The organism is Geobacillus sp. YHL (assembly GCF_022341265.1).
Lineage (GTDB): Bacteria > Bacillota > Bacilli > Bacillales > Anoxybacillaceae > Geobacillus > Geobacillus thermoleovorans.
Window position 1 is genome coordinate 69,186 of sequence record NZ_JAEIGB010000006.1, and the last position, 19,607, is coordinate 88,792.

Annotated in this window: 20 protein-coding genes and 1 pseudogene; 12 read left to right on the forward strand and 9 right to left on the reverse strand. The window is 51.6% G+C overall.

Annotated features, from left to right (window positions below; genetic code table 11):
* Positions 1-6: 6 nt before the first annotated feature.
* From JCR24_RS07820 to JCR24_RS07845, 6 genes are all read left to right on the forward strand, one after another.
* Complete coding sequence (locus JCR24_RS07820) at positions 7-1,452, forward strand: glycoside hydrolase family 32 protein (protein WP_238980420.1); 1,446 nt, start codon at positions 7-9, stop codon at positions 1,450-1,452.
* A gap of 174 nt (positions 1,453-1,626) precedes the next feature.
* Positions 1,627-2,823: an MFS transporter gene (locus JCR24_RS07825; RefSeq protein ID WP_238980421.1), complete on the forward strand. Its 1,197-nt coding sequence runs from the start codon at positions 1,627-1,629 to the stop codon at positions 2,821-2,823.
* A gap of 79 nt (positions 2,824-2,902) precedes the next feature.
* Positions 2,903-3,757: a glycosyltransferase family 2 protein gene (locus JCR24_RS07830; protein WP_238980422.1), complete on the forward strand. Its 855-nt coding sequence runs from the start codon at positions 2,903-2,905 to the stop codon at positions 3,755-3,757.
* A gap of 263 nt (positions 3,758-4,020) precedes the next feature.
* On the forward strand, positions 4,021-5,403 hold the full coding sequence (locus JCR24_RS07835) for a glycine--tRNA ligase (protein WP_238980423.1): 1,383 nt from the start codon (positions 4,021-4,023) through the stop codon (positions 5,401-5,403).
* A gap of 175 nt (positions 5,404-5,578) precedes the next feature.
* The gene (locus tag JCR24_RS07840) at positions 5,579-5,728 is read left to right on the forward strand and encodes a hypothetical protein (RefSeq protein ID WP_013146662.1); all 150 of its coding nucleotides are present in this window, start codon (positions 5,579-5,581) and stop codon (positions 5,726-5,728) included.
* Between the two features lie 173 nt (positions 5,729-5,901).
* The gene (locus JCR24_RS07845) at positions 5,902-6,537 is read left to right on the forward strand and encodes an FMN-dependent NADH-azoreductase (RefSeq protein ID WP_011232895.1); all 636 of its coding nucleotides are present in this window, start codon (positions 5,902-5,904) and stop codon (positions 6,535-6,537) included.
* 484 nt (positions 6,538-7,021) lie between these two features.
* Here JCR24_RS07845 and JCR24_RS07850 read toward each other — a convergent pair whose 3' ends face one another.
* Complete coding sequence (locus JCR24_RS07850; protein WP_015376093.1) at positions 7,022-7,540, reverse strand: type II toxin-antitoxin system PemK/MazF family toxin; 519 nt, start codon at positions 7,538-7,540, stop codon at positions 7,022-7,024.
* 151 nt (positions 7,541-7,691) lie between these two features.
* Here JCR24_RS07850 and JCR24_RS07855 point away from each other — a divergent pair.
* Positions 7,692-7,787 (forward strand): annotated as a pseudogene (locus tag JCR24_RS07855) (FMN-dependent NADH-azoreductase); the annotation flags it as partial.
* A gap of 173 nt (positions 7,788-7,960) precedes the next feature.
* Positions 7,961-9,871 (forward strand): SpoIIE family protein phosphatase, encoded by a 1,911-nt coding sequence (locus JCR24_RS07860; RefSeq protein WP_238980445.1) that lies wholly within the window; start codon positions 7,961-7,963, stop codon positions 9,869-9,871.
* Positions 9,872-9,920: 49 nt separating this feature from the next.
* On the opposite strand, the gene JCR24_RS07865 is transcribed toward JCR24_RS07860, so the two are convergent.
* Genes JCR24_RS07865 through JCR24_RS07875 form a run of 3 tightly spaced genes read right to left on the reverse strand, consistent with a single transcriptional unit; the run spans position 9,921 to position 11,486 of the window.
* Positions 9,921-10,691, reverse strand: a complete 771-nt coding sequence (locus JCR24_RS07865; RefSeq protein ID WP_020753862.1) for a sigma-70 family RNA polymerase sigma factor — start codon at positions 10,689-10,691, stop codon at positions 9,921-9,923.
* Positions 10,651-11,139 carry an anti-sigma B factor RsbW gene (rsbW, locus tag JCR24_RS07870; RefSeq protein WP_015376090.1) on the reverse strand — a complete coding sequence of 163 codons (489 nt, stop codon included), beginning with the start codon at positions 11,137-11,139 and terminating at the stop codon, positions 10,651-10,653. The genes JCR24_RS07865 and rsbW overlap by 41 nt, the downstream gene beginning before the upstream one ends.
* Complete coding sequence (locus tag JCR24_RS07875; protein WP_013146655.1) at positions 11,136-11,486, reverse strand: STAS domain-containing protein; 351 nt, start codon at positions 11,484-11,486, stop codon at positions 11,136-11,138. The genes rsbW and JCR24_RS07875 overlap by 4 nt, the downstream gene beginning before the upstream one ends.
* 128 nt (positions 11,487-11,614) lie before the next feature.
* Between JCR24_RS07875 and JCR24_RS07880 the strand changes: the two genes are divergently transcribed.
* The 3 genes from JCR24_RS07880 to JCR24_RS07890 all read left to right on the forward strand — a co-directional run bounded on the left by JCR24_RS07880 (position 11,615) and on the right by JCR24_RS07890 (position 13,172).
* Positions 11,615-11,998, forward strand: coding sequence for a YkvA family protein (locus JCR24_RS07880; protein ID WP_015376089.1), 384 nt, complete (start codon positions 11,615-11,617; stop codon positions 11,996-11,998).
* Between the two features lie 171 nt (positions 11,999-12,169).
* Positions 12,170-12,859: a uracil-DNA glycosylase gene (locus JCR24_RS07885; protein WP_238980424.1), complete on the forward strand. Its 690-nt coding sequence runs from the start codon at positions 12,170-12,172 to the stop codon at positions 12,857-12,859.
* 13 nt (positions 12,860-12,872) lie between these two features.
* Positions 12,873-13,172 (forward strand): YwdI family protein, encoded by a 300-nt coding sequence (locus JCR24_RS07890; RefSeq protein ID WP_238980425.1) that lies wholly within the window; start codon positions 12,873-12,875, stop codon positions 13,170-13,172.
* Positions 13,173-13,223: 51 nt separating this feature from the next.
* On the opposite strand, the gene JCR24_RS07895 is transcribed toward JCR24_RS07890, so the two are convergent.
* The 3 genes from JCR24_RS07895 to licT form a co-directional block, all read right to left on the reverse strand.
* Positions 13,224-15,158 (reverse strand): beta-glucoside-specific PTS transporter subunit IIABC, encoded by a 1,935-nt coding sequence (locus tag JCR24_RS07895; protein WP_238980426.1) that lies wholly within the window; start codon positions 15,156-15,158, stop codon positions 13,224-13,226.
* 97 nt (positions 15,159-15,255) lie between these two features.
* The gene (locus JCR24_RS07900; RefSeq protein WP_238980427.1) at positions 15,256-16,668 is read right to left on the reverse strand and encodes a glycoside hydrolase family 1 protein; all 1,413 of its coding nucleotides are present in this window, start codon (positions 16,666-16,668) and stop codon (positions 15,256-15,258) included.
* Positions 16,669-16,864: 196 nt separating this feature from the next.
* The gene (licT, locus tag JCR24_RS07905; RefSeq protein WP_238980428.1) at positions 16,865-17,695 is read right to left on the reverse strand and encodes a BglG family transcription antiterminator LicT; all 831 of its coding nucleotides are present in this window, start codon (positions 17,693-17,695) and stop codon (positions 16,865-16,867) included.
* A gap of 210 nt (positions 17,696-17,905) precedes the next feature.
* On the opposite strand from licT, the gene JCR24_RS07910 reads away from it, so the two are divergent.
* On the forward strand, positions 17,906-18,277 hold the full coding sequence (locus JCR24_RS07910; protein ID WP_238980429.1) for a DUF423 domain-containing protein: 372 nt from the start codon (positions 17,906-17,908) through the stop codon (positions 18,275-18,277).
* Positions 18,278-18,472: 195 nt separating this feature from the next.
* Here JCR24_RS07910 and gerQ read toward each other — a convergent pair whose 3' ends face one another.
* The gene (gerQ, locus tag JCR24_RS07915; RefSeq protein WP_044745350.1) at positions 18,473-19,057 is read right to left on the reverse strand and encodes a spore coat protein GerQ; all 585 of its coding nucleotides are present in this window, start codon (positions 19,055-19,057) and stop codon (positions 18,473-18,475) included.
* Positions 19,058-19,075: 18 nt separating this feature from the next.
* The gene (locus JCR24_RS07920; RefSeq protein ID WP_011232884.1) at positions 19,076-19,522 is read right to left on the reverse strand and encodes a cell wall hydrolase; all 447 of its coding nucleotides are present in this window, start codon (positions 19,520-19,522) and stop codon (positions 19,076-19,078) included.
* Between the last annotated feature and the right edge of the window lie 85 nt (positions 19,523-19,607).

Consider the following 19,607-nt stretch of genomic DNA (forward strand, 5'->3'; position numbering starts at 1 on the left):
GTGTGGATGAAATCCGAACGCGAACAGAAACTTATTGAACAAGCATACGCTGAAGTCGAAAAATATGAGACTCTTGTCAATCGCGACCGGTATCGGCTTCGCTACCATCTCATGCCTCCTGTCGGGTTGATGAACGACCCAAACGGGCTGATCGACTGGAACGGAACGTATCACGTCTTCTACCAATGGATGCCGTTTCGCACCGGCCATGGCGCCAAGTTCTGGGGGCATTATACATCCCCAGACTTGGTTCATTGGCAAGCAGCGCCGATTGCGTTAGCGCCAAGCGAATGGTATGACAAAGATGGCTGCTATTCCGGCAGTGCGATTAGTTGCGATGGAAAGCTCGTGCTGTTTTACACTGGCAATGTGAAAGATGAACAAGGAAACCGCCAAACGTACCAATGCATGGCCGTATCGGAAGATGGCATTCATTTTACAAAAAAAGGCGTCGTCATTACACTTCCGGACGGATATACGGCCCATTTCCGCGACCCGAAAGTATGGCGGTATCAGGGCCATTGGTATATGATCTTGGGGGCGCAAAGCGAAAGCGGCGATGGAAAAGCGGTGCTGTTTCGTTCCGCTGATCTTTGTCATTGGGAGCATCTTGGCCCAATTGCTGGCGGCAACATGAACGGGCTTGGTCCGTTTGGCTATATGTGGGAATGCCCAGACTTGTTTCCATTAGATGGGCAAGACGTGCTCATTGTCTGCCCGCAAGGATTAAAACTGGACGGCATGCGCTACCAAAACGTCTACCAGTCAGGTTATTTTGTCGGCCGCTTCGACTACGAACGGGCCGAATTCCTTCACGGGACGTTTGAGGAGCTTGACCGCGGCTTTGAATTTTACGCTCCGCAAACGATGCTTGACCGACGCGGACGAAGAATTTTAATCGGTTGGATGGGCGTGCCGGACCAGGATGAAGACCGTCAGCCGACAGTGAGCCACCGCTGGGTGCACGCGCTCACCTTGCCGCGCGAACTTCGCCTCACTGGCGGCAAGCTGAGACAGACGCCAGTGGAAGAGCTGAAACAGTTGCGCAAACAAAAAGTAGCATATCCAAGCGCCAGTGTGGTGAATGAGCTGAGGTCATGGGCGGGACTCGAGGGAGATGCGATCGAACTTCGCCTCGACAATATTGAACTGTTCGGAAGCATGATGGAAATTTACTTTCGCCATGCGGCCCGCCTTGTTTACAATAGCGATGAAGGGGTATTGACGCTTGAACGAAAAAGTTTTGTGAATGGGCTGACGGAGAAGCGGCAATGTCGATTGCCACGTCTTCGTTCGCTTCATGTTTTCCTTGATACGTCATCGATCGAACTGTTCGTCAATGACGGCGAAGAGACGTTCACTGCGCGGTTTTTTCCGCATCCGGACGACCGAACGATTTTATTTGGAACTCATGGACATCTTCATATGGACATCGAGAAATGGGAATTATAAGATGGGTTGGCACGAGCAAAGCTGCCGAGAGCAATCGCTTTTCGGCGGCTTTTTTATGACTGTTGCGGTTCGTTTTGTGAGAAAATGAGCAATACGGGATTGAATTTACTTCCGTCCCCCTCTATAATGAACAGTAGATGATGTCTTTACATCGATAATGACAGGAGGATACACATGAACGAACCGACGATTTCCCAGCGCAAGCTGTTAGGCATTGCCGGGCTCGGTTGGCTGTTTGACGCCATGGACGTCGGGATGCTGTCGTTTTTGATGGCGGCCTTGCAAAAAGACTGGAATTTGACGGCCGGCCAAGTCGGCTGGATCGGCAGCGTCAACTCGATCGGCATGGCGGTTGGAGCGTTCGTGTTCGGGCTGCTCGCCGACCGGATCGGGCGGAAAAACGTTTTTATTTTCACATTGTTGCTGTTCTCGCTTGGCAGCGGGTTGTCGGCGCTGACGACGACGTTGGCGGCGTTTTTGGCGCTCCGCTTTTTGATCGGCATGGGACTTGGCGGCGAGCTGCCGGTCGCGTCAACGCTCGTTTCGGAGGCGGTGCCGGCTGCCGACCGCGGCCGGGTTGTCGTGCTGCTTGAGAGCTTTTGGGCTGGCGGTTGGCTATTGGCAGCGCTCATCTCGTATTTCGTCATACCAGCTTACGGATGGCGAACGGCGTTATGGCTGGCGGCGATTCCAGCGCTGTATGCGATCTATTTGCGCCTCCGCCTGCCCGATTCGCCGCGGTTTGCGGCCGCGCAAAAAGAGGAGACGGTGTGGAGCAATATCGTCAAAGTATGGTCCGCTCCCCATCGGAAAGAGACGGTCATGCTTTGGCTGCTTTGGTTTTGCGTCGTCTTTTCGTATTACGGCATGTTTTTATGGCTGCCGAGCGTCATGGTGATGAAAGGGTTTAGTTTAATTAAAAGCTTTGAATATGTGCTCATCATGACGCTGGCGCAATTGCCCGGCTATTTCAGCGCCGCATGGCTGATCGAGCGGGCGGGGCGGAAATTTGTCTTGGTCACGTATTTGCTTGGCACCGCATTGAGCGCCTACTTTTTCGGCACGGCCGAGTCGCTCGTTGGGCTGATGGCATCCGGCATTTTCTTGTCGTTTTTCAACCTCGGCGCTTGGGGAGCGCTGTATGCGTATACGCCGGAGCAGTATCCGACGTCGATTCGTGCGACCGGCGCCGGCATGGCGGCGGCGTTTGGCCGCATTGGCGGCATTTTTGGCCCACTGTTGGTCGGCTCGCTTGTCGCCCAAGGGGTGTCGGTGACGGCCATTTTCACGCTGTTTTGTCTATCGGTCCTTGTCGCCGTTTTGGCGGTCGCGGTGTTGGGCAGCGAGACGAAGCAGCAAGAGCTCGCTTAAGTTGACAAATCAAACGGAGGGCTATACCTTAAGGGTAAGCCCTTTTTTGTTCGGATCATGAAGAGAGGCGGTGGATTCCTTGCGCCCGTTCGTATCGGTCGTCATCCCGACGTACAATCGCCCGTATCCGCTTGCCGAGCTGCTCGAGGCGTTGAGCCGGCAGACATACCGCCATTTTGAGGTGATCATTGTCAATGACGGCGGCATCCCCGTTCATGATGTCGTCGCCTTGTACCCGGAGCTTGACGTTCGTCTCATCGACCGCCGCGACAACGAAGGACATGTCGCCGCCCGCAACATCGGCGTCAAGGCGGCGCGCGGGGAATACATCATGCTTTGCGACGACGATGACCTCGTGCTGCCGTGCCATCTCGAGCGGATGGTCACAGCGCTTCGTGACGCCGATTTTGCCTATGCCGATGCGGAAATTGTTCAGTATCGAACCGAAAACGACCGACGCATCCCGTCGGCACGGTTTTTGTTCGCTTATGAGTATGATTTGGAGGCGATGCGTACGTTTTCGACGTATGTGCCGTCCGGGAGCGTTTATCGGAAGGCGCTTCATGACAACATCGGCGATTTTGACCCGTCCGTTCACCATTATTGGGACTGGGACTTCTTTTTGCGCGCGGCGGCCGCCTGTCGCGTCACCCGTGTCGCGGCGGCGACCGTGTTGTACGCGTTCAGCCCGGACGGCGACAACGTGTCGCGACATATGAACGACAAGCGGCGCCAATATTTGCGGCGGCTGTGTGAGAAGCATGGGCTTGGGGACTTGCCGATGAAAAATTTTTGGCTCTTGCTTGACGAGCCGGAAGTCGCGAAGCGCCGGGCGAAAAGCGAAGTCATCTGGGACGGGAAGCCCGTCGTGTCGCGGTTTTGGATGCAAAAAAAACAGGATGGCGTTGACAAAAGGTTTTGGGGTTTGCTATGATAATGGACAAAATCATATATGGATCGCGATGACGGATCAATAGTAGTTAACCCTCTCTTCCCAAGCGAGCCGGGGGCGGTGGGAGCCCGGTGAAGACGGTTAATGAAACGGCAGTCCGGAGCGGAAATGGCAAAAAGGGGATGCGTGATTTGCGCATCAACTAGGGTGGAACCGCGGGAGCTACGCTCTCGTCCCTAGGCACAAGGCCTAGGGGCGAGGGCGTTTTTCATGGTAACAAATGATGAATGGAGGAGGATGAACAGATGGCTGTGACAATGGAAGAAATCGTCGCACATGCCAAGCATCGCGGCTTCGTGTTTCCGGGGTCGGAAATTTACGGTGGGCTGGCGAACACGTGGGATTACGGCCCGCTTGGCGTTGAGCTGAAAAACAACATTAAACGGGCGTGGTGGAAAAAATTCGTTCAAGAGTCGCCGTACAACGTCGGGCTCGACGCCGCCATTTTAATGAACCCGAGAACGTGGGAAGCGTCCGGTCACTTAGGCAACTTCAACGATCCGATGGTCGACTGCAAACAGTGCAAAGCGCGCCACCGCGCCGACAAGCTGATTGAGAAGGCGCTCGAGGAAAAAGGGATCGAGATGATCGTTGACGGGTTGCCGCTTGCCAAGATGGATGAACTCATCAAGGAATACGACATCGCCTGCCCGGAATGCGGCAGCCGCGATTTCACGAACGTGCGCCAGTTCAACTTAATGTTTAAAACGTACCAAGGCGTCACCGAGTCGAGCGCCAACGAAATTTATTTGCGTCCAGAGACAGCGCAAGGCATTTTCGTCAACTTCAAAAACGTCCAGCGCACGATGCGCAAAAAATTGCCGTTTGGCATCGCGCAAATCGGCAAAAGCTTCCGCAACGAGATTACGCCGGGCAACTTCACATTCCGCACGCGCGAATTCGAACAGATGGAGCTCGAGTTTTTCTGCAAGCCCGGTGAGGAGCTGCAATGGTTTGACTATTGGAAACAGTTTTGCAAGGACTGGCTGCTGTCGCTCGGCATGAAGGAGGATAACATCCGCCTGCGCGACCATGCGAAAGAAGAGTTGTCCCACTACAGCAACGCCACGACGGACATCGAGTACCATTTCCCGTTCGGATGGGGCGAGCTGTGGGGCATCTCGTCGCGCACGGATTACGATTTGAAGCGGCATATGGAATACTCGGGCGAGGACTTCCATTATCTCGACCAAGAAACGAACGAGCGCTACATCCCGTACTGCATTGAGCCGGCGCTTGGTGCTGACCGCGTCACGCTGGCGTTTATGATCGACGCCTATGACGAAGAAGAGCTGGAAGACGGCACGACGAGAACGGTGATGCACTTGCATCCGGCGCTTGCGCCGTACAAAGCGGCTGTCTTGCCGCTGTCGAAAAAGCTCGCGGACGGGGCGCACCGCATTTATGAAGAGCTGGCGAAACATTTCATGGTCGACTATGACGAAACCGGCTCGATCGGCAAGCGGTACCGCCGCCAAGATGAAATCGGCACGCCGTTTTGCATCACATACGATTTCGAGTCTGAACAAGACGGCCAAGTGACCGTGCGCGACCGCGACACGATGGAGCAAGTGCGGCTGCCGATTGGGGAGCTCAAAGCCTTTTTAGAGGAAAAAATCGCCTTTTGATGCCATGAACGCCGGGGCAGCGACGAAACCCCGGCGTTTTTTTAAGAACATGTATGGAAACGGAATCGCTTTTTTAGGGAAATTTTCAAAAAATAGCTGAATGTTCGCTGTATATAATGGTAAAATAGGAGTGTAGACTAGTTCCTGCATCCTGCATGGGTCAAGGGGGTCAACCATGATGGAAGGAAAACCGATCTACTACGATGGAAGCGGCCATCTGCCTGGCAGTGATGAAAACGCTGTCAAAAGCGAACCGTTTACACTCACCGATGAGATACGAAAACAAATCAGCGGAAACCCGTTTGTCGTGGAACAAAGCGAGTAACATTGCCTTGGAGAAAGGCAATTTTTTTTTGCGGTCAAATTGTTTGCCAAGCGTTTCGGACCTTTATATAATTATCTTTTGTTGGAGATATTTGAATTCAAAACAATTGTATGCCGCTTGAACAAAGTGCAAACACTAAAGTGCCGAGATCATCACGAAAGGGAGTATGCATCATGACAAAAGTATTGTACATCACCGCCCATCCGCACGATGACACGCAGTCTTACAGCATGGCGGTCGGAAAGGCGTTCATTGAGACGTACAAACAAGTGCATCCGGATCATGAAGTCATTCATCTCGACTTATACAAGGAATACATTCCGGAAATCGACGTCGACGTGTTCAGCGGCTGGGGCAAACTTCGCTCCGGGAAATCGTTTGAAGAGCTGTCTGACGAAGAAAAAGCGAAAGTCGGGCGGATGAACGAGCTGTGCGAGCAGTTTATTTCCGCCGACAAATATGTATTCGTCACGCCGATGTGGAACTTTTCGTTCCCGCCGGTGTTAAAGGCGTATATTGACGCCGTGGCGGTCGCCGGCAAGACGTTTAAATATACGGAACAAGGGCCGGTCGGATTGCTTACTGATAAAAAAGCGCTCCACATTCAAGCGCGCGGCGGTTTCTACTCCGAAGGCCCGGCGGCGGAAATGGAAATGGGTCATCGGTATTTAAGCGTCATCATGCAATTTTTCGGTGTTCCGTCATTTGAAGGGTTGTTTGTCGAAGGGCATGCGGCGGTGCCGGAAAAGGCGGAAGAAATCAAAGCGAACGCCATCGCCCGGGCGAAAGACTTGGCGCACACGTTTTAACGGGAGGGCTGGTATTGCGCGGAAAATGGCCGCAAACTTGGCTTGGGAGCCTCTTCATTCGGAGAGGCTCCTTTTTTATTGGACAACCAAACGGCCGTGACGTTCATATACGCTGGTGGGGAGCCGTATGGTATAGCCTGATCAATAAAGTCCCTATTTCTTCGTGAGAAATTTTCCTCGATAAATACATAAAACCCCAGCACCGAAGTACTGGGGCAAAAACCATGAATTCCCCGCTGACGGGGTGAAATGGCCTGCGACGCGGCAGGCAACTTATCATTAGGTTATGATTCTCTTGGCGATAATATGCAAAGAGAGGAACCATTTAGGCTCCTCTCCGTTGTCAAAACAAACGAATCCACGTTTTTTCACGTGTGAAATGGTCTGTGACGAGACAGACAACTTATTTTGTACTCTAAGTATAGAAAAAACCTAGGGAAATGTCAATACGTCATAAATACGTCGTCAATACATTGTAAATACGTTACAGGTCAAATACCCATTTTACACGGTTCATAATCTTATTTAAGTCATCCTCGTTTATATTGCCGATATGTTGCTTTAATCGTACTTTGTTTACGGTCGTTAATTCTTCTACCTTTACCGCGGAAGTCTGAGCTAAAAAAGGATAAACTTCCTTTCGAAGAAAGTAATGTGTCTTGAAACGAGGCACTACTTTGGTTTTCCCTTTCCGATCTGTAACGGTTTTGGTTTTTAATTTTGTAGATAAAGGAGCTACCTTAACGTTTCCGGATGTGCGGTTAATCCAGTCATTAGAAAGAACAAGCACCGGCCGCTCTCCGTTTTGTTCTGTGCCGATATTTTCCCCGAGTTCACAAGTGAAAATAGCTCCTCGTATGATCGGGCGCTTCATCTGCGTTTGCTCATTCTCAATCCATTCGTTTGCTAAAGCAATCTTCTTTGGATGCCATTCATCTAGTTTTACCTTTTTGTCCACTTTGTTTAAACGTAATCGTTCGCGTTGAATAGCATCTGATTCCATTTTATTCCCCCCTTTCCCTTCGTTTTATACCGCCACGCTCATGATTGTATCACATCTTGTCCTTAAAGTTCGGCCACGCTGCAATATTTTTTTGCGCTATACATTCCCATTATTTTGTCGTTGCAGGATATCTCCCATCACCAATAGAATGGTATTTGTCGAAGGGCATGCGGCGGTGCCGGAAAAGGCGGAAGAAATCAAAGCGAACGCCATCGCCCGGGCGAAAGACTTGGCGCACACGTTTTAACGGGAGGGCGAGTATTGCGCGGGAAATGGCCGCAAACTGGGCTTGGGAGCCTCTTCATTCGGAGAGGCTCCTTTTTTATTGGACAACCAAACGGCCATCACGTTCATATACGCTGGCGGGGAGCCGTATGGTATAATAAACCATATAGAATGAAGAGTGGAGGTTCTCCGTTGGTGAATGAATACGAACGATATCGCCTGGTGCGTCCGCACAGCGCGATGGCCGTGCTGGCGGCCGGAATGTTTGGCTTGCTTCTGTTTGCGGCCGGCCGGCTGCCTGTTTCGCCCGGATTCTATCATTCTATTCATCTTGCCTTAGGGCTCGCCGTGATGGTCGTTTGCTGGCTTGTCGCCGTGCAAGGATGGTCTGTGTTTCCGCATACGTTGTCAATGGAGCGGCTGATGATGGGGGCGCTGTTTTTCTCCTCAGGCTTGTTGTTTTCGCTGCATGTTGTCTTGTCTTTTGCATCTGATGGTGTGGAAGCGTCCCCTTTTTCGCTCTCGGCCCGATTGACGCTTGCCTGGGGGCTTCTTTTTCTGTTTTCGCGCCGCGATGAGGTGATGGAGCGGAGGAGCGGGCAACGGTGGCAAGCGTTTTTCGCCGCTTTTGCTTATGCGGCGGTCGTTGGGCTATTCATCCATTGGACAGCGCCGCTTTGGCCGGGAGACGGGACAAGCCGCTGGCCGCTCTGGTGGAAGGCCGGCGAGGGAATGATCGGGTTGCTCGATGCGGGCGCCGCTTTGCTTGTATGGCGTCGTTGGCGGCAAGGGAGTTCCCGATCCTTCCTGTACTGGCTGCTGGCGTTATGGTGGTTTGCCCTCGGCCAATGGCTGCTTATGCTTGGCGGCGGCCATGCGCTATGGGGGCAGCTGTATGAAATGGCCGGATTTTTGTATGTCGTGCGTGCAATGTACGTCGAGACGGTCGAAAAACCGTACGTGGAGCTGAAACAGCACAAACAGCAGCTGGAAATGATGGCGAACGCCCTTGGCGAGGGATTGATGATGTTAAACCGCGACGGCCGGATCGTATGGATGAACCCGGAAGCGGGCCGTTTGCTTGGCCTTGATCCGGAGGAAGCGAAAGGGAAGCCGCTGTTTTCCTTTGTCTCGCTCGCCGGGCCGGATGGGTCCGCGTGGGACTGGAAGCGGCTGCGCCGTGTTGTCAAACAGCTGAAAAGCGGCGAGGTGATTCGCGTCGAGGAGGAGCCGTTTCGCCGCCATGACGGCGTGTGCCTGCCGGTCGGCTACACGCTGGCGCCGGTGATGGAAAACGGTGCGCTGACAGGGCTTGTCGCCGTTTTGCGCGACATGACGGAGAAAAAAGAAAAAGAGCGGCTCGAGCGCGAGCGGGAACAGCTCGACTTTGAACTGTCGCTTGCCGCGAATATGCAACGGGCGCTTTTGCAGACATCGTCGAAGGCGGATTTGCCTTCGTACGTCGATATCAGCGTCCTCAGCGTCCCTGCCCGAGTGTTGAGCGGCGATTTCTACCACTTTGCCGTCCATCAAACATCGGTCTCAGCTTGCATTGCCGATGTATCGGGAAAAGGGATTCCAGCGGCAATGCTCATGACGCTGATGAAATTTATTCTGGACCGGACCGTCCATTACGGAACGCAGCCGCACGTGTATCTTGACCTGCTGAACCGATTCGCCTACGACTACACCGAGCCGTCGATGTTTGTCACGATGTTTGTCGGCAATTACAACGAAAAGACGCATACGTTCTCGTACGCGTGCGCTGGGCACGAACCGGCGCTTTGGTATCGGGCGAAAACGAAGCAATGCGTGCCGCTAGGCGCCAAAGGCTGCGCGCTCGGCTTGTTTCCGCAATTTTCATTTGAGACCAAATCGGTTGTGCTCGAACCAGGCGATTTTGTGCTGCTGTACACCGACGGGGTGACGGAAAAGCGTACCGAAGAGGCGGACGATGACTTTTCCGTTCTCGCCGCGATGGTCGCCCGCGTCAACCTTGATCAGCCGGCGCCGGAGATCGTGCGCGAGTTGTACGAGCATATTCAAGCGTATCATCAATACGAACAAAAAGATGACCAAACGTTGTTGCTGCTGCGCCGCCGCTAGCATGGACAGTTCGACCGCTTGATGCGTCCGGCGGCGCGATGTTTGACCGTTATGGCGAATAGGCGGCGAGCTGCCGCTTCAATTTCGCGATGGCCCGCTTTTGAATGCGGCTGATTGTCATTTGCGAGACGCCGAGCCTCTCGGCTAACGAGCGCTGCGTTTCCCCGCGCCGGAAGATGGCGTCGATGACGATTTGTTCTTGCTCGCTCAGTTTGCCGATCGCCTGCTCTAAATCCATTCGCTCGATCAGTGACTCGATTTCGTTCGCTTCATCAGCGACGAATTCACCGATCGTCGTCGCATCCTTTTCCCCGTCTTGCACCGGGGCATCGAGCGAAACGGCTTGGTAATGGTCCCGTCCGGCCAAAATTTCGATCGTTTCTTCGACCGATAAGCCTAAGTGGCCGGCGATCTCATCGAGCGTCGGCGACCGTTCGAGCTTGACGGTCAGCTCATCGATCGCCTGCTGCACTTTGCTTCCTTTTTCTTTCACCTTGCGCGGCACTTGGATGTACCATGCTTTGTCGCGCAAATAGTTTTTCATATAGCCGATCAAGCTTTTCATGGCGTATGACTCAAAGCTTGTTCCTTGTTTAGGGTCGTAATGGTCAAGGAGACGCAAAAACGACAGCCGTCCGATTTGAAACAAGTCTTCGTAAAAGTCAGGGCGGCTGCGCGCCATTTTTTTCGCTGCGGCCGCAATGAGCGGCTCGAAGCGCACGAGCAAGGCGGTCGCCGCTTCTTCCGTTTTTGTTTGTTGATAGGCGGAAATGAGGGCGTCAAGCTTGCTCTTGGACAGAGGAGGGGGATATACAGTCATGGGCATGCTCTCCTTCGCCGCGATGGCGGAATTTCGTCAGGCGGACTTCCGTTCCGCCCTTTGTGGTGACGGTGACATCGTCCATGAGCGCTTCCATCAAAAACAGGCCGAGGCCGCCAGCTTTGACGTCTTCAAGCGGCTTTGCGGACAGGGGCGCTGCTTGTTTGGACACCCGTTTGTAATCAAACCCTTTGCCCTCGTCTTTAATGATGATCGAAAGCGCATCGGCGCGCATCTCAAAGCGAAGATGAATGATGCCACCCCTTCCGTTGTACGCATGCAAAACAGCGTTGTTGCACGCTTCTGAGACGGCCACTTTCATATCTTCAATCTCTTCATAGGAAAACCCCATCTTGGCGGCCAGCCCGTATAGCGTCAAACGCGCGACATCGATAAACTGCGCATCAGCTGGAATCGACAGCTGTACGACGGTTTCATGCTCTTTCATGATTGGCCCCCGATCCTTTCTGTCGTCTGATCCATTTCCGAAAAGAAGTAAGATACACCTGTTAAATCGAACAAACGTTTCACTTTTGGCGGCACATTTTCAATCATAAACGGCGCTTCTTGTTTTTTGCGTGTTTTCAGCAGTGCGACAAACATCCCGATGCCGGTGCTGTCGATATACGACAATTCTTCAAGGCGGATGACAAGCGGTTTTGATGCGTCATGAGCAAGCGGTTCGACGGCGCGTTGAAACTGTTCGGCCGTCGCTAGATCAAGCTCCCCTTTTATGTATACAACATGCCGATCCGGCTGTTCATCATGCACGATATGAAATCGTTTCCTGTCCATAGCCGTTCACCTCACATAATCAATGAGTTAGCTGGATGATGGTACGGGAAGGTTGTCCACCTTGCAATGTTTACACTACTATACCCATATTTTATACTATATGAAACAGGAAAGGGCAGGGGAACGCGATGTTCACAAAGTGGAAAGAATGGGCAAGGGTGCTGAAACGAGACATATTCGTCTTGTATTCTGCGGTTCGCGACCGGCGCGTTTCCATCTGGCTGCGGCTGTTTATGTTGGTCGTTGTGGCGTATGCGTTCAGTCCGATCGATTTGATTCCCGATTTCGTTCCGGTTCTTGGGTATATCGATGATTTGCTGCTTGTGCCGCTTGGCATTTACATAGCGCTCAAATGGCTGCCGAAAGACGTCGCTGCCGAACATCGGGCGCGGGCGGAAGAGCTTGCCAAGCACGGCAAACCGACAAATTGGGCCGCTGGGGTGCTGATCATTTTTTTATACGTGCTGCTTGGCGTCTGGCTGCTCCGCTGGTTGATTTCGTGGACATTTTGATTTTCTCTTCAATATTTTGATGGCTGCGGCAGGGGATTGACGCATTTCCTGTTGGGGAAACAGGTTTCGCTATGGTTGCCTCAATCTGAACATTCACTTCGCTTTGACGCTGGTGTCTTTTTGGCTACAATGATAAAAGGGAAAAAGCCGATGGCAAAGGAGTTGCTCGCAATGCCGATTCTCAAAAACGACTGGGCTCCGCTGCTTGAAGAGGAGTTTCAAAAACCATACTACTTGAAGCTGCGCGAATTTTTGAAAGTAGAGTACCGAACGCGGACGATCTATCCCGATATGCACGATATTTTCAACGCCCTTCATTATACACCGTATGCAAACGTCAAAGTCGTGCTGCTCGGGCAAGATCCGTACCACGGCCCGGGGCAGGCGCACGGGCTTAGTTTTTCCGTCAAGCCGGGCGTGCCGGTGCCGCCGTCTTTGGTGAACATTTTTAAAGAGCTGCATGATGACCTTGGCTGCTATATACCAGATAACGGCTATCTCGTGAAATGGGCCGAGCAAGGGGTGTTATTGTTAAACACGGTGCTGACCGTCCGCCGCGGCCAGGCGAACTCCCACCGCGGCAAAGGGTGGGAACAATTCACCGACCGCGTCATTGAACTCGTCAATGAAAAAGACGATCCGGTCGTCTTTTTGCTTTGGGGCCGGAACGCTCAGGAGAAAAAAGAACGGATTACGAATCCGCGCCATCTGATTATTGAAGCGCCGCACCCGAGCCCGTTTTCCGCCGCACGCGGCTTTTTCGGCCATCGCCCGTTTTCGCGGACGAACGCGTTTTTGATGAAATGCGGACGCGAACCGATCGACTGGCAAATCGAAAACATCGGCGTCCATGCTGAATAAGGAGGGGAGAATGATGTCCATCTCGTTTGCGGCCGTTATCGCCAAGATGGAAGATGAGTTGCGGAAAGCCAAGTCCGTGAACGACCTGCAGCGGGTGCGTGAACACGTCGCCGCCATTCGCGTTTTATGCGATTTGATGTTGGAAGCAACAAGCCATCCGCAGCCGTCCGCTTCGTCTGCCGCAGCCGGGCCGCTTGTCGTCGGCGGGCCGATTTCGGTTGCTGGCGGGCTTTCGCTTGGAGCCGTTTCTGTCCGGGGACGCTCCCCTGACATTGACGATGAGGCGAACGGGGAGTCGTTGTTGGATTTTTGAGGGGGGACAAGGAAAACCCGTGGAGCGGCTTTTCTCCACGGGTTTTCCTGTTTACACGGCCTGTTCTGTTTGGCGCTGAACAACGAGAAGCGGTTCCCCGGCTTGGATGCGGGTCTTGTCGGCAGCACTCCAACTCATATGTTCTGTCAAGTTTGTGATGACAACAGGAGTAACCGTTTCCAGTCCAGCTTTACGAATGTTTTCAATGTCAAACTCAATAAGCAATTGCCCTTTTTCGACACGCGTTCCTTTCTCAACATGGGCAGTAAACCATTTTCCTTCTAACTGAACCGTGTTCATGCCGATATGGATTAATAGCTCCGTTCCCTGATCAGATGTGATGCCGATCGCATGGTTCGTTGGGAATAGTGCCGTGACTGTTCCGGATATGGGAGCGAATAACCGGCCTTCTGTCGGTTCGATAGCAACCCCTTGGCCGAGTGCGCCGGATGCAAATGCTGCATCTTCAATGCTTGACAAAGGTTTGACTTGTCCCGTTAATGGGCTGGCAATCATTTCTTCGCCAGGTTGAACTTGCTTCGATGTTGTTGTCTGGCCATTTTTTGCTTGGGAAGGCGTTTGTTCCGTTGTTTTTTGTCTCCCGAACAATAACGTTAAGATAAAGCCGAGGGCGAATGCGACTATAATGGCAATGATGAAGCCCCAAAAACCGAGCGTCATGCCTTGTTTCGGATCGATAAAGGACGGGATGACGAAAATGCCGAGCCCACCGAGCATATATATTTTGGAATTAAAGACGCCAGCGATTGCTCCGCCGATGGCAGCGGCGATGCAGCTGATAATAAACGGTTTTTTCAGTGGCAGTGTCACACCGTAAATGGCCGGTTCGGTAACGCCGAAGACGCCGGAAATAAACGCCGGAATGCTAAGCGTTTTCAATTTTTGTTGTTTCGTCATTAGCATAACAGCCAATACTGCACCGATTTGAGCAAATGATGGAACAGACGCTACTGCCAAAATGGGGTCTTGGCCAAGTGTACTCAAATTGTTAATGCCAATCGGGACAAGTCCCCAATGAAGCCCGAAGATGACAAGTACTTGCCAAAGGCCCCCTAGGAACAAACCGGCGACAATAGGGGACAGATGGTAGGCCGCAAGTGTCGCTTGGCCGAGCAGTTTTCCTGCCCATGTCGCCACCGGTCCAATCACTAAAAAGGTTAATGGTACGACGATCAACAACGTGAAAAACGGAACTAAAAACGTTTTGACGACATCCGGAGTCACTTTCTTCAAGCCGTTTTCCACTTTGGCCGCAAAATACGAAGCTAAGATAATGGGAATGACGGATGATGAGTATGTCATTAAAATGACCGGAATCCCTAAAAATGTAATATAAACGGGTGATTCAAACATTGTGCCGGCAAACAACGTATATAATGCTTTGCCGTTCATTAACCCACTTAATGCCGGATAGACAAGCGCGGCGCCGATTGCCATTCCGATAAACGGCGTACCGCCAAACTTTTGGCTTGCTGTATAACCAAGAAAAATCGGGAAGAAATAAAATAGCGCATCACCAATCGCGTATAAAATATGATACGTTCCCGATGACGGATCAAGCCAACCGAGCGCGACGAATAACGCGATAAACCCTTTAATCATCCCGGTTGCCGCCAGGACGCCAAGCGTTGGGACGAAAATGCCAGAAACGATATCAATAAAGCGATTAAAGAGATTTTGTTTCTTTTCTTCTTGGGCAGATACAGGTGCGGACGACTGGAATCCGCCGACCGCGACGACTGCTTTGTATACCTCTGGAACATGGTTGCCGATGACGACTTGATATTGGCCGCCGCTTTTCATGACAGTGACGACGCCATCCAAGTTTTTAAGCGCTTCTGTATCTGCTTTTCTTTCATCTTTCAATTTAAAGCGCAGGCGAGTAACACAATGAACGACGCTAATGACATTTTCTTTCCCGCCGACAAGGTTGACGATCGTTTTCGCCAGTTGTTCGTATTTCATGTCGTTTCCCTCCTTGAGTAATGAATGAGGGGAGATGCACAACAGGACGATGTTATGCCACCCCTGATGAGCTCGTCTAAAACCTCCCCAATCCGGATTAGTCAAGCTGTTCGCCGTTTGAGGCGATGACCCGTTGGTACCAGTAAAAACTTTGTTTGCGAATGCGGCGCAAATCTTTCAAATCAAATTCATCGCGGTTGACGTAAATGAACCCGTATCGCTTGCTGATGCCTTGGTGGGTGCTGACTAAGTCGATCGCTGACCATGGGCAGTAGCCGAACACGTCGACGCCGTCCGTGATGGCGAGACGCATTTGCTCAATATGATTGCGTAAAAAGTCAATCCGGTACGTGTCGTTCACGATATCCCCTTCTTCTAATCGATCGTAAGCTCCTAACCCGTTTTCGGTTACGATGAGCGGCAGCCGGTAGCGCTCGTAAATTTCCCTTAGTGTTGTCCGGAAGCCGATCGGGTCAATTTCCCAGCCGAAGTCGTTTTTCGCCAAGTTTGGGTTGGATGCGCCTTTGTATACGCCTGGTTCGCCAATCGTAATGTGCTGGTCGCCCGTATGGTTTATATCTCTCTCATCGCCTTCACTAGCAGCCACCGTTTGCGACGTATAGTAGTTAAAGGCGATGAAATCTGGTTTCGCGTTTTGCAAGATGTCCATATCGCCGTCCGCAATCTCTGGAGTATACCCTTTTTCTTCTAAATATGCCCACGCTGTCGGGTTGTAGCGGCCGTGAACGGCCATGTCCAAGTACAGCCAATTGCGGATTGCCGAATACGTGTTGGCGGCAAGCACATCTTCCGGCTTGGAGCTTGCCGGATAAATTGTTACAATGTTCGGCGCCGGCCCAATTTTTGCGTCAGGAAGCATTTCGTGACAAAGTGCCATTGCTTTGGCTTGAGCGACAAACATATGATGGTTTTGCTGGTATAGCTCCTTTTTCGGGTTTTTGCTGCCCGGATCGACAATGCCAATGGCTTCCCCGTGAAGGATCATCATATTTTGCTCGTTAATGGTCAACCAATACTTCACACGGTCGCCAAAATGTTCAAACAGTGTCCGGCAGTAGTTGACAAACGCATCGATCGTGGCCCGGTTCGACCAACCGCCCTTTATTTGCAAGGCGTACGGCAAATCGAAATGATAGATCGTCACGATTGGTTCGATACCGTGGCGGACAATCTCATTGATTAAATGATTGTAAAATTCTAACCCTTTTCGGTTTACTTCCCCATCGCCGTTCGGGTAAATGCGCGTCCAAGCGATGGAAAAGCGATATGCTTTAAACCCCATTTCTGCGAGTAAGGCGATATCTTCTTGATACCGATGGTAATGGTCGCTCGCGACTTTGAAATCGGTCGTTCCTTCCGGATGCTTGGCCATATCGATGACCGACGGCCCTTTTCCGTCTTCGTTCCATGCGCCTTCGACTTGGTAAGCAGATGTTGAACCGCCCCACAAAAAGTTATTTGGAAACGGTTTCAAATGAGCATACTTCATCAATGGATCCTCCTTGCTTTTGTAGATGAAAATAAAAAACCTAAATTGCCCGCCAAAAACGCAGTAAGCCTGCGAAAAAGATGGCGAGACAATTTAGGTTTTGCCTGCATGACCAGTAACAATCCTAATTGTCTGACTCATATTCATTTTCTGACTCCAGTCTAGCATGCGCTTTCATGGTTGTCAACCATAAAAATTAATGGCGGCGGATGACGCGGTCGATATGAATGGTTAAATATAGCTCCTCTTCCGCTGTCAATATCCGGGAGTGCGTCTTCTGAATATAGTCGTTAATTTTTTTCGTGCATTCGTACGCTTTGCGGTATTTTTGCTTCACCAGTTGATACAAGTCATGTTCTTCATGATTGAGCAACGTGTTGCTAAGCAGACGCTGGGCGAAAAACTTTAGGTGGGTAAGGAAACGGAAATAGTTGAGCGATTCTTCATCAAGGTCGAGTTTAAAATGGTATTTGACAATCGTTAAAATATCCTGAATGATTTTCGTCATGGTGACGATGTCGCCCATTTGTTCATTCAGTTCAGCGTTGACGATATGCATGGTAATAAATCCGGCTTCATCTTCCGGCAGTTCGATGCCAAGGCGGTCACGGATCATCTGCAGCGCTTTTAGCCCGATTCGAAACTCCGGTTTGTAAATGCGTTTAATCTCCCAAAGCAAAGGATTGACGATTTGCAATCCTTGTTGATGGCGTTGAATGGCAAAATGAATATGATCGGTCAATGAAATGTAAATAATATCGTTCAACGTTTTGCCGAGCTGTTCTTTGGCGGATTGGATGATTTCCTCTGTTACATGGACGTACTCGGGAGGCACCTCATATAACAGTTCTTTAAACTTGCTGATCATATCTTTGCTTTCCAGTTTGAACACTTTCTCGATCTTTTCTTTATCAACGTCATCGCCAGGCCGTTTTTGAAAGGCGATCCCCCGCCCCATGATGACAAGTTCGCGGCCGTTTTCGATGACACTGATAACGTTATTGTTGATGACTTTCGCAATTTTCATATGACCCCCTGCCTTCCGCATGTGGATGCTTGCCGAATGAAATTCATGTGATACCCTTATTTAGAAGGATTGACGATTTGGCCGAGTTTGTCAATGGATTTTGTTGTGTGAGTAATCAATGGGAAAGAGTTGGTACTATTCATTTGTTGTTAGCGAGCATCCTCGTTTATAATGGGGAGAGGAATGCTTGGCAGAAAGGACGGGATCGCGATGAAAACATTCATCTTCCTCGGCGCGCTCAATGCGTTTTTGGCTGTGGCGTTGGGAGCGTTTGGCGCGCACGGGCTTGAAGGGAAGATTCCGGATCGTTATTTGGAGATTTGGAAAACGGCGGTCCAATATCAGATGTTCCACGCATTAGGGCTGCTTGTTGTCGGATTGCTCGCTGGCAAGGCGCCAAATGTCGGGCTGATCGGTGCGGCGGGCTGGGTGATGTTCGCCGGCATCGTGTTGTTTTCCGGGAGCTTGTACGTATTAAGTGTAACGCAGATTAAGCCGCTTGGCGCGATCACTCCGTTTGGCGGCGTCGCTTTTTTGGTCGCCTGGGTGATGATCGGCTATGCGGCGTTGAAATGGCTGTAAGCGAAGCGCGGGCAAGGTGTACCCCGAACAGGAAATCACGCGCCGTCCCAATCATAGAAGGCACCTTTTTTGTTTCGTTTGCCACCATGATAAACAACTGGGCGTCAGCAACTTGTGATGGACGTCGCATCGGATGAAAAAAAGCAGGCTACCCTGGGGCAGCCTGCTCATCGAACATCGGTTTTGCGCTTGCACTCAGCGCGGCGAATAGGAGGCGAGCGGCGTGGCGGAGGCACCGGCAAACGGATATTCGTAGGCGATTTCTCCTTCAAACGTGACGTAATCGAGGTAAATCATCGGGATCAAATAGCGTGTGCCTGTTTGTGGGTCGCTTAAAATGACATGGTCACGTCCAGCCGCTTCAATGACGCCGCGAAACACCTTGGCATTCCACTCACGGTTGTTTTCAAACGTCGCATAGATAGTGGCGACTTTTCCTTTGTTTAACCGTAAAATGTTTTCAATGTACGATTCTTCAATCGGCAGCATCCCTGGAATCGATGGGCCGGTGGTGGTCGGCATCGGTGTCGGGGCCGTAAACGTCGGCGCCTGCAAACCGAACGTCGGAGCGGCGGCTGTCGCCGGTGTCATCGTTGGAGCGGCAGCCGCTTGCGGATAGTAATAATACGGGTACGCCGCCGGATAGTACGGCTGCGGATACGGATAGCCGTATGGATAGGATGCATACGGTTGTTGCCGTTCTTGACCGAACGGCGAATAATAAAATGATTGTTGCTCCTCATCAAGTGGATAAAATTGATTTTCTGGATTGTTCGGCATAAAGAACCCTCCTCAATATTAAGAATAGACACGTGGGCAGTCGGATGGAGTCGGTGCAAAAAAGCAATGCGATTTGTAGCGGCCGACGTTCCACTGGCCAAACCATTGCGGTGGGCACGGTTGACCTTCAGGTGGTTTAAAAAACCAAAGGGCGTTTGTCGCTGGGTGGTAGCGCCAACCGCGGAGCACTTGGCGGGCTAGGCCTATATCCACTTCGCGCGCCCGTTGGTAAAAGTACCCTTTTTGCACCGCCTCAAAGCCGCCCGGGCTTTGAAACACCATTTGCCGGATAGAGCGGATGCCGCGGAAGTCAAGGCAGTCGGCGATGACGCGGTTGACGCCGACGTTGCCGACCATGAGCATCCCAAGCCGCCCGTCTCCTTCCGCTTCGGCTCGCATGAGCCGAGCCAACAACTTCACTTCCTCTTCTGTGTGGGCTACAATGGAGGGAGCGATCTGACCCATATCGTCACCTCAGTCGTTGTGAATTTCGACAGTAATAGGCTATTGATGGAACAGGAAAATGGTGACAGACAGACAGGCGATTTCT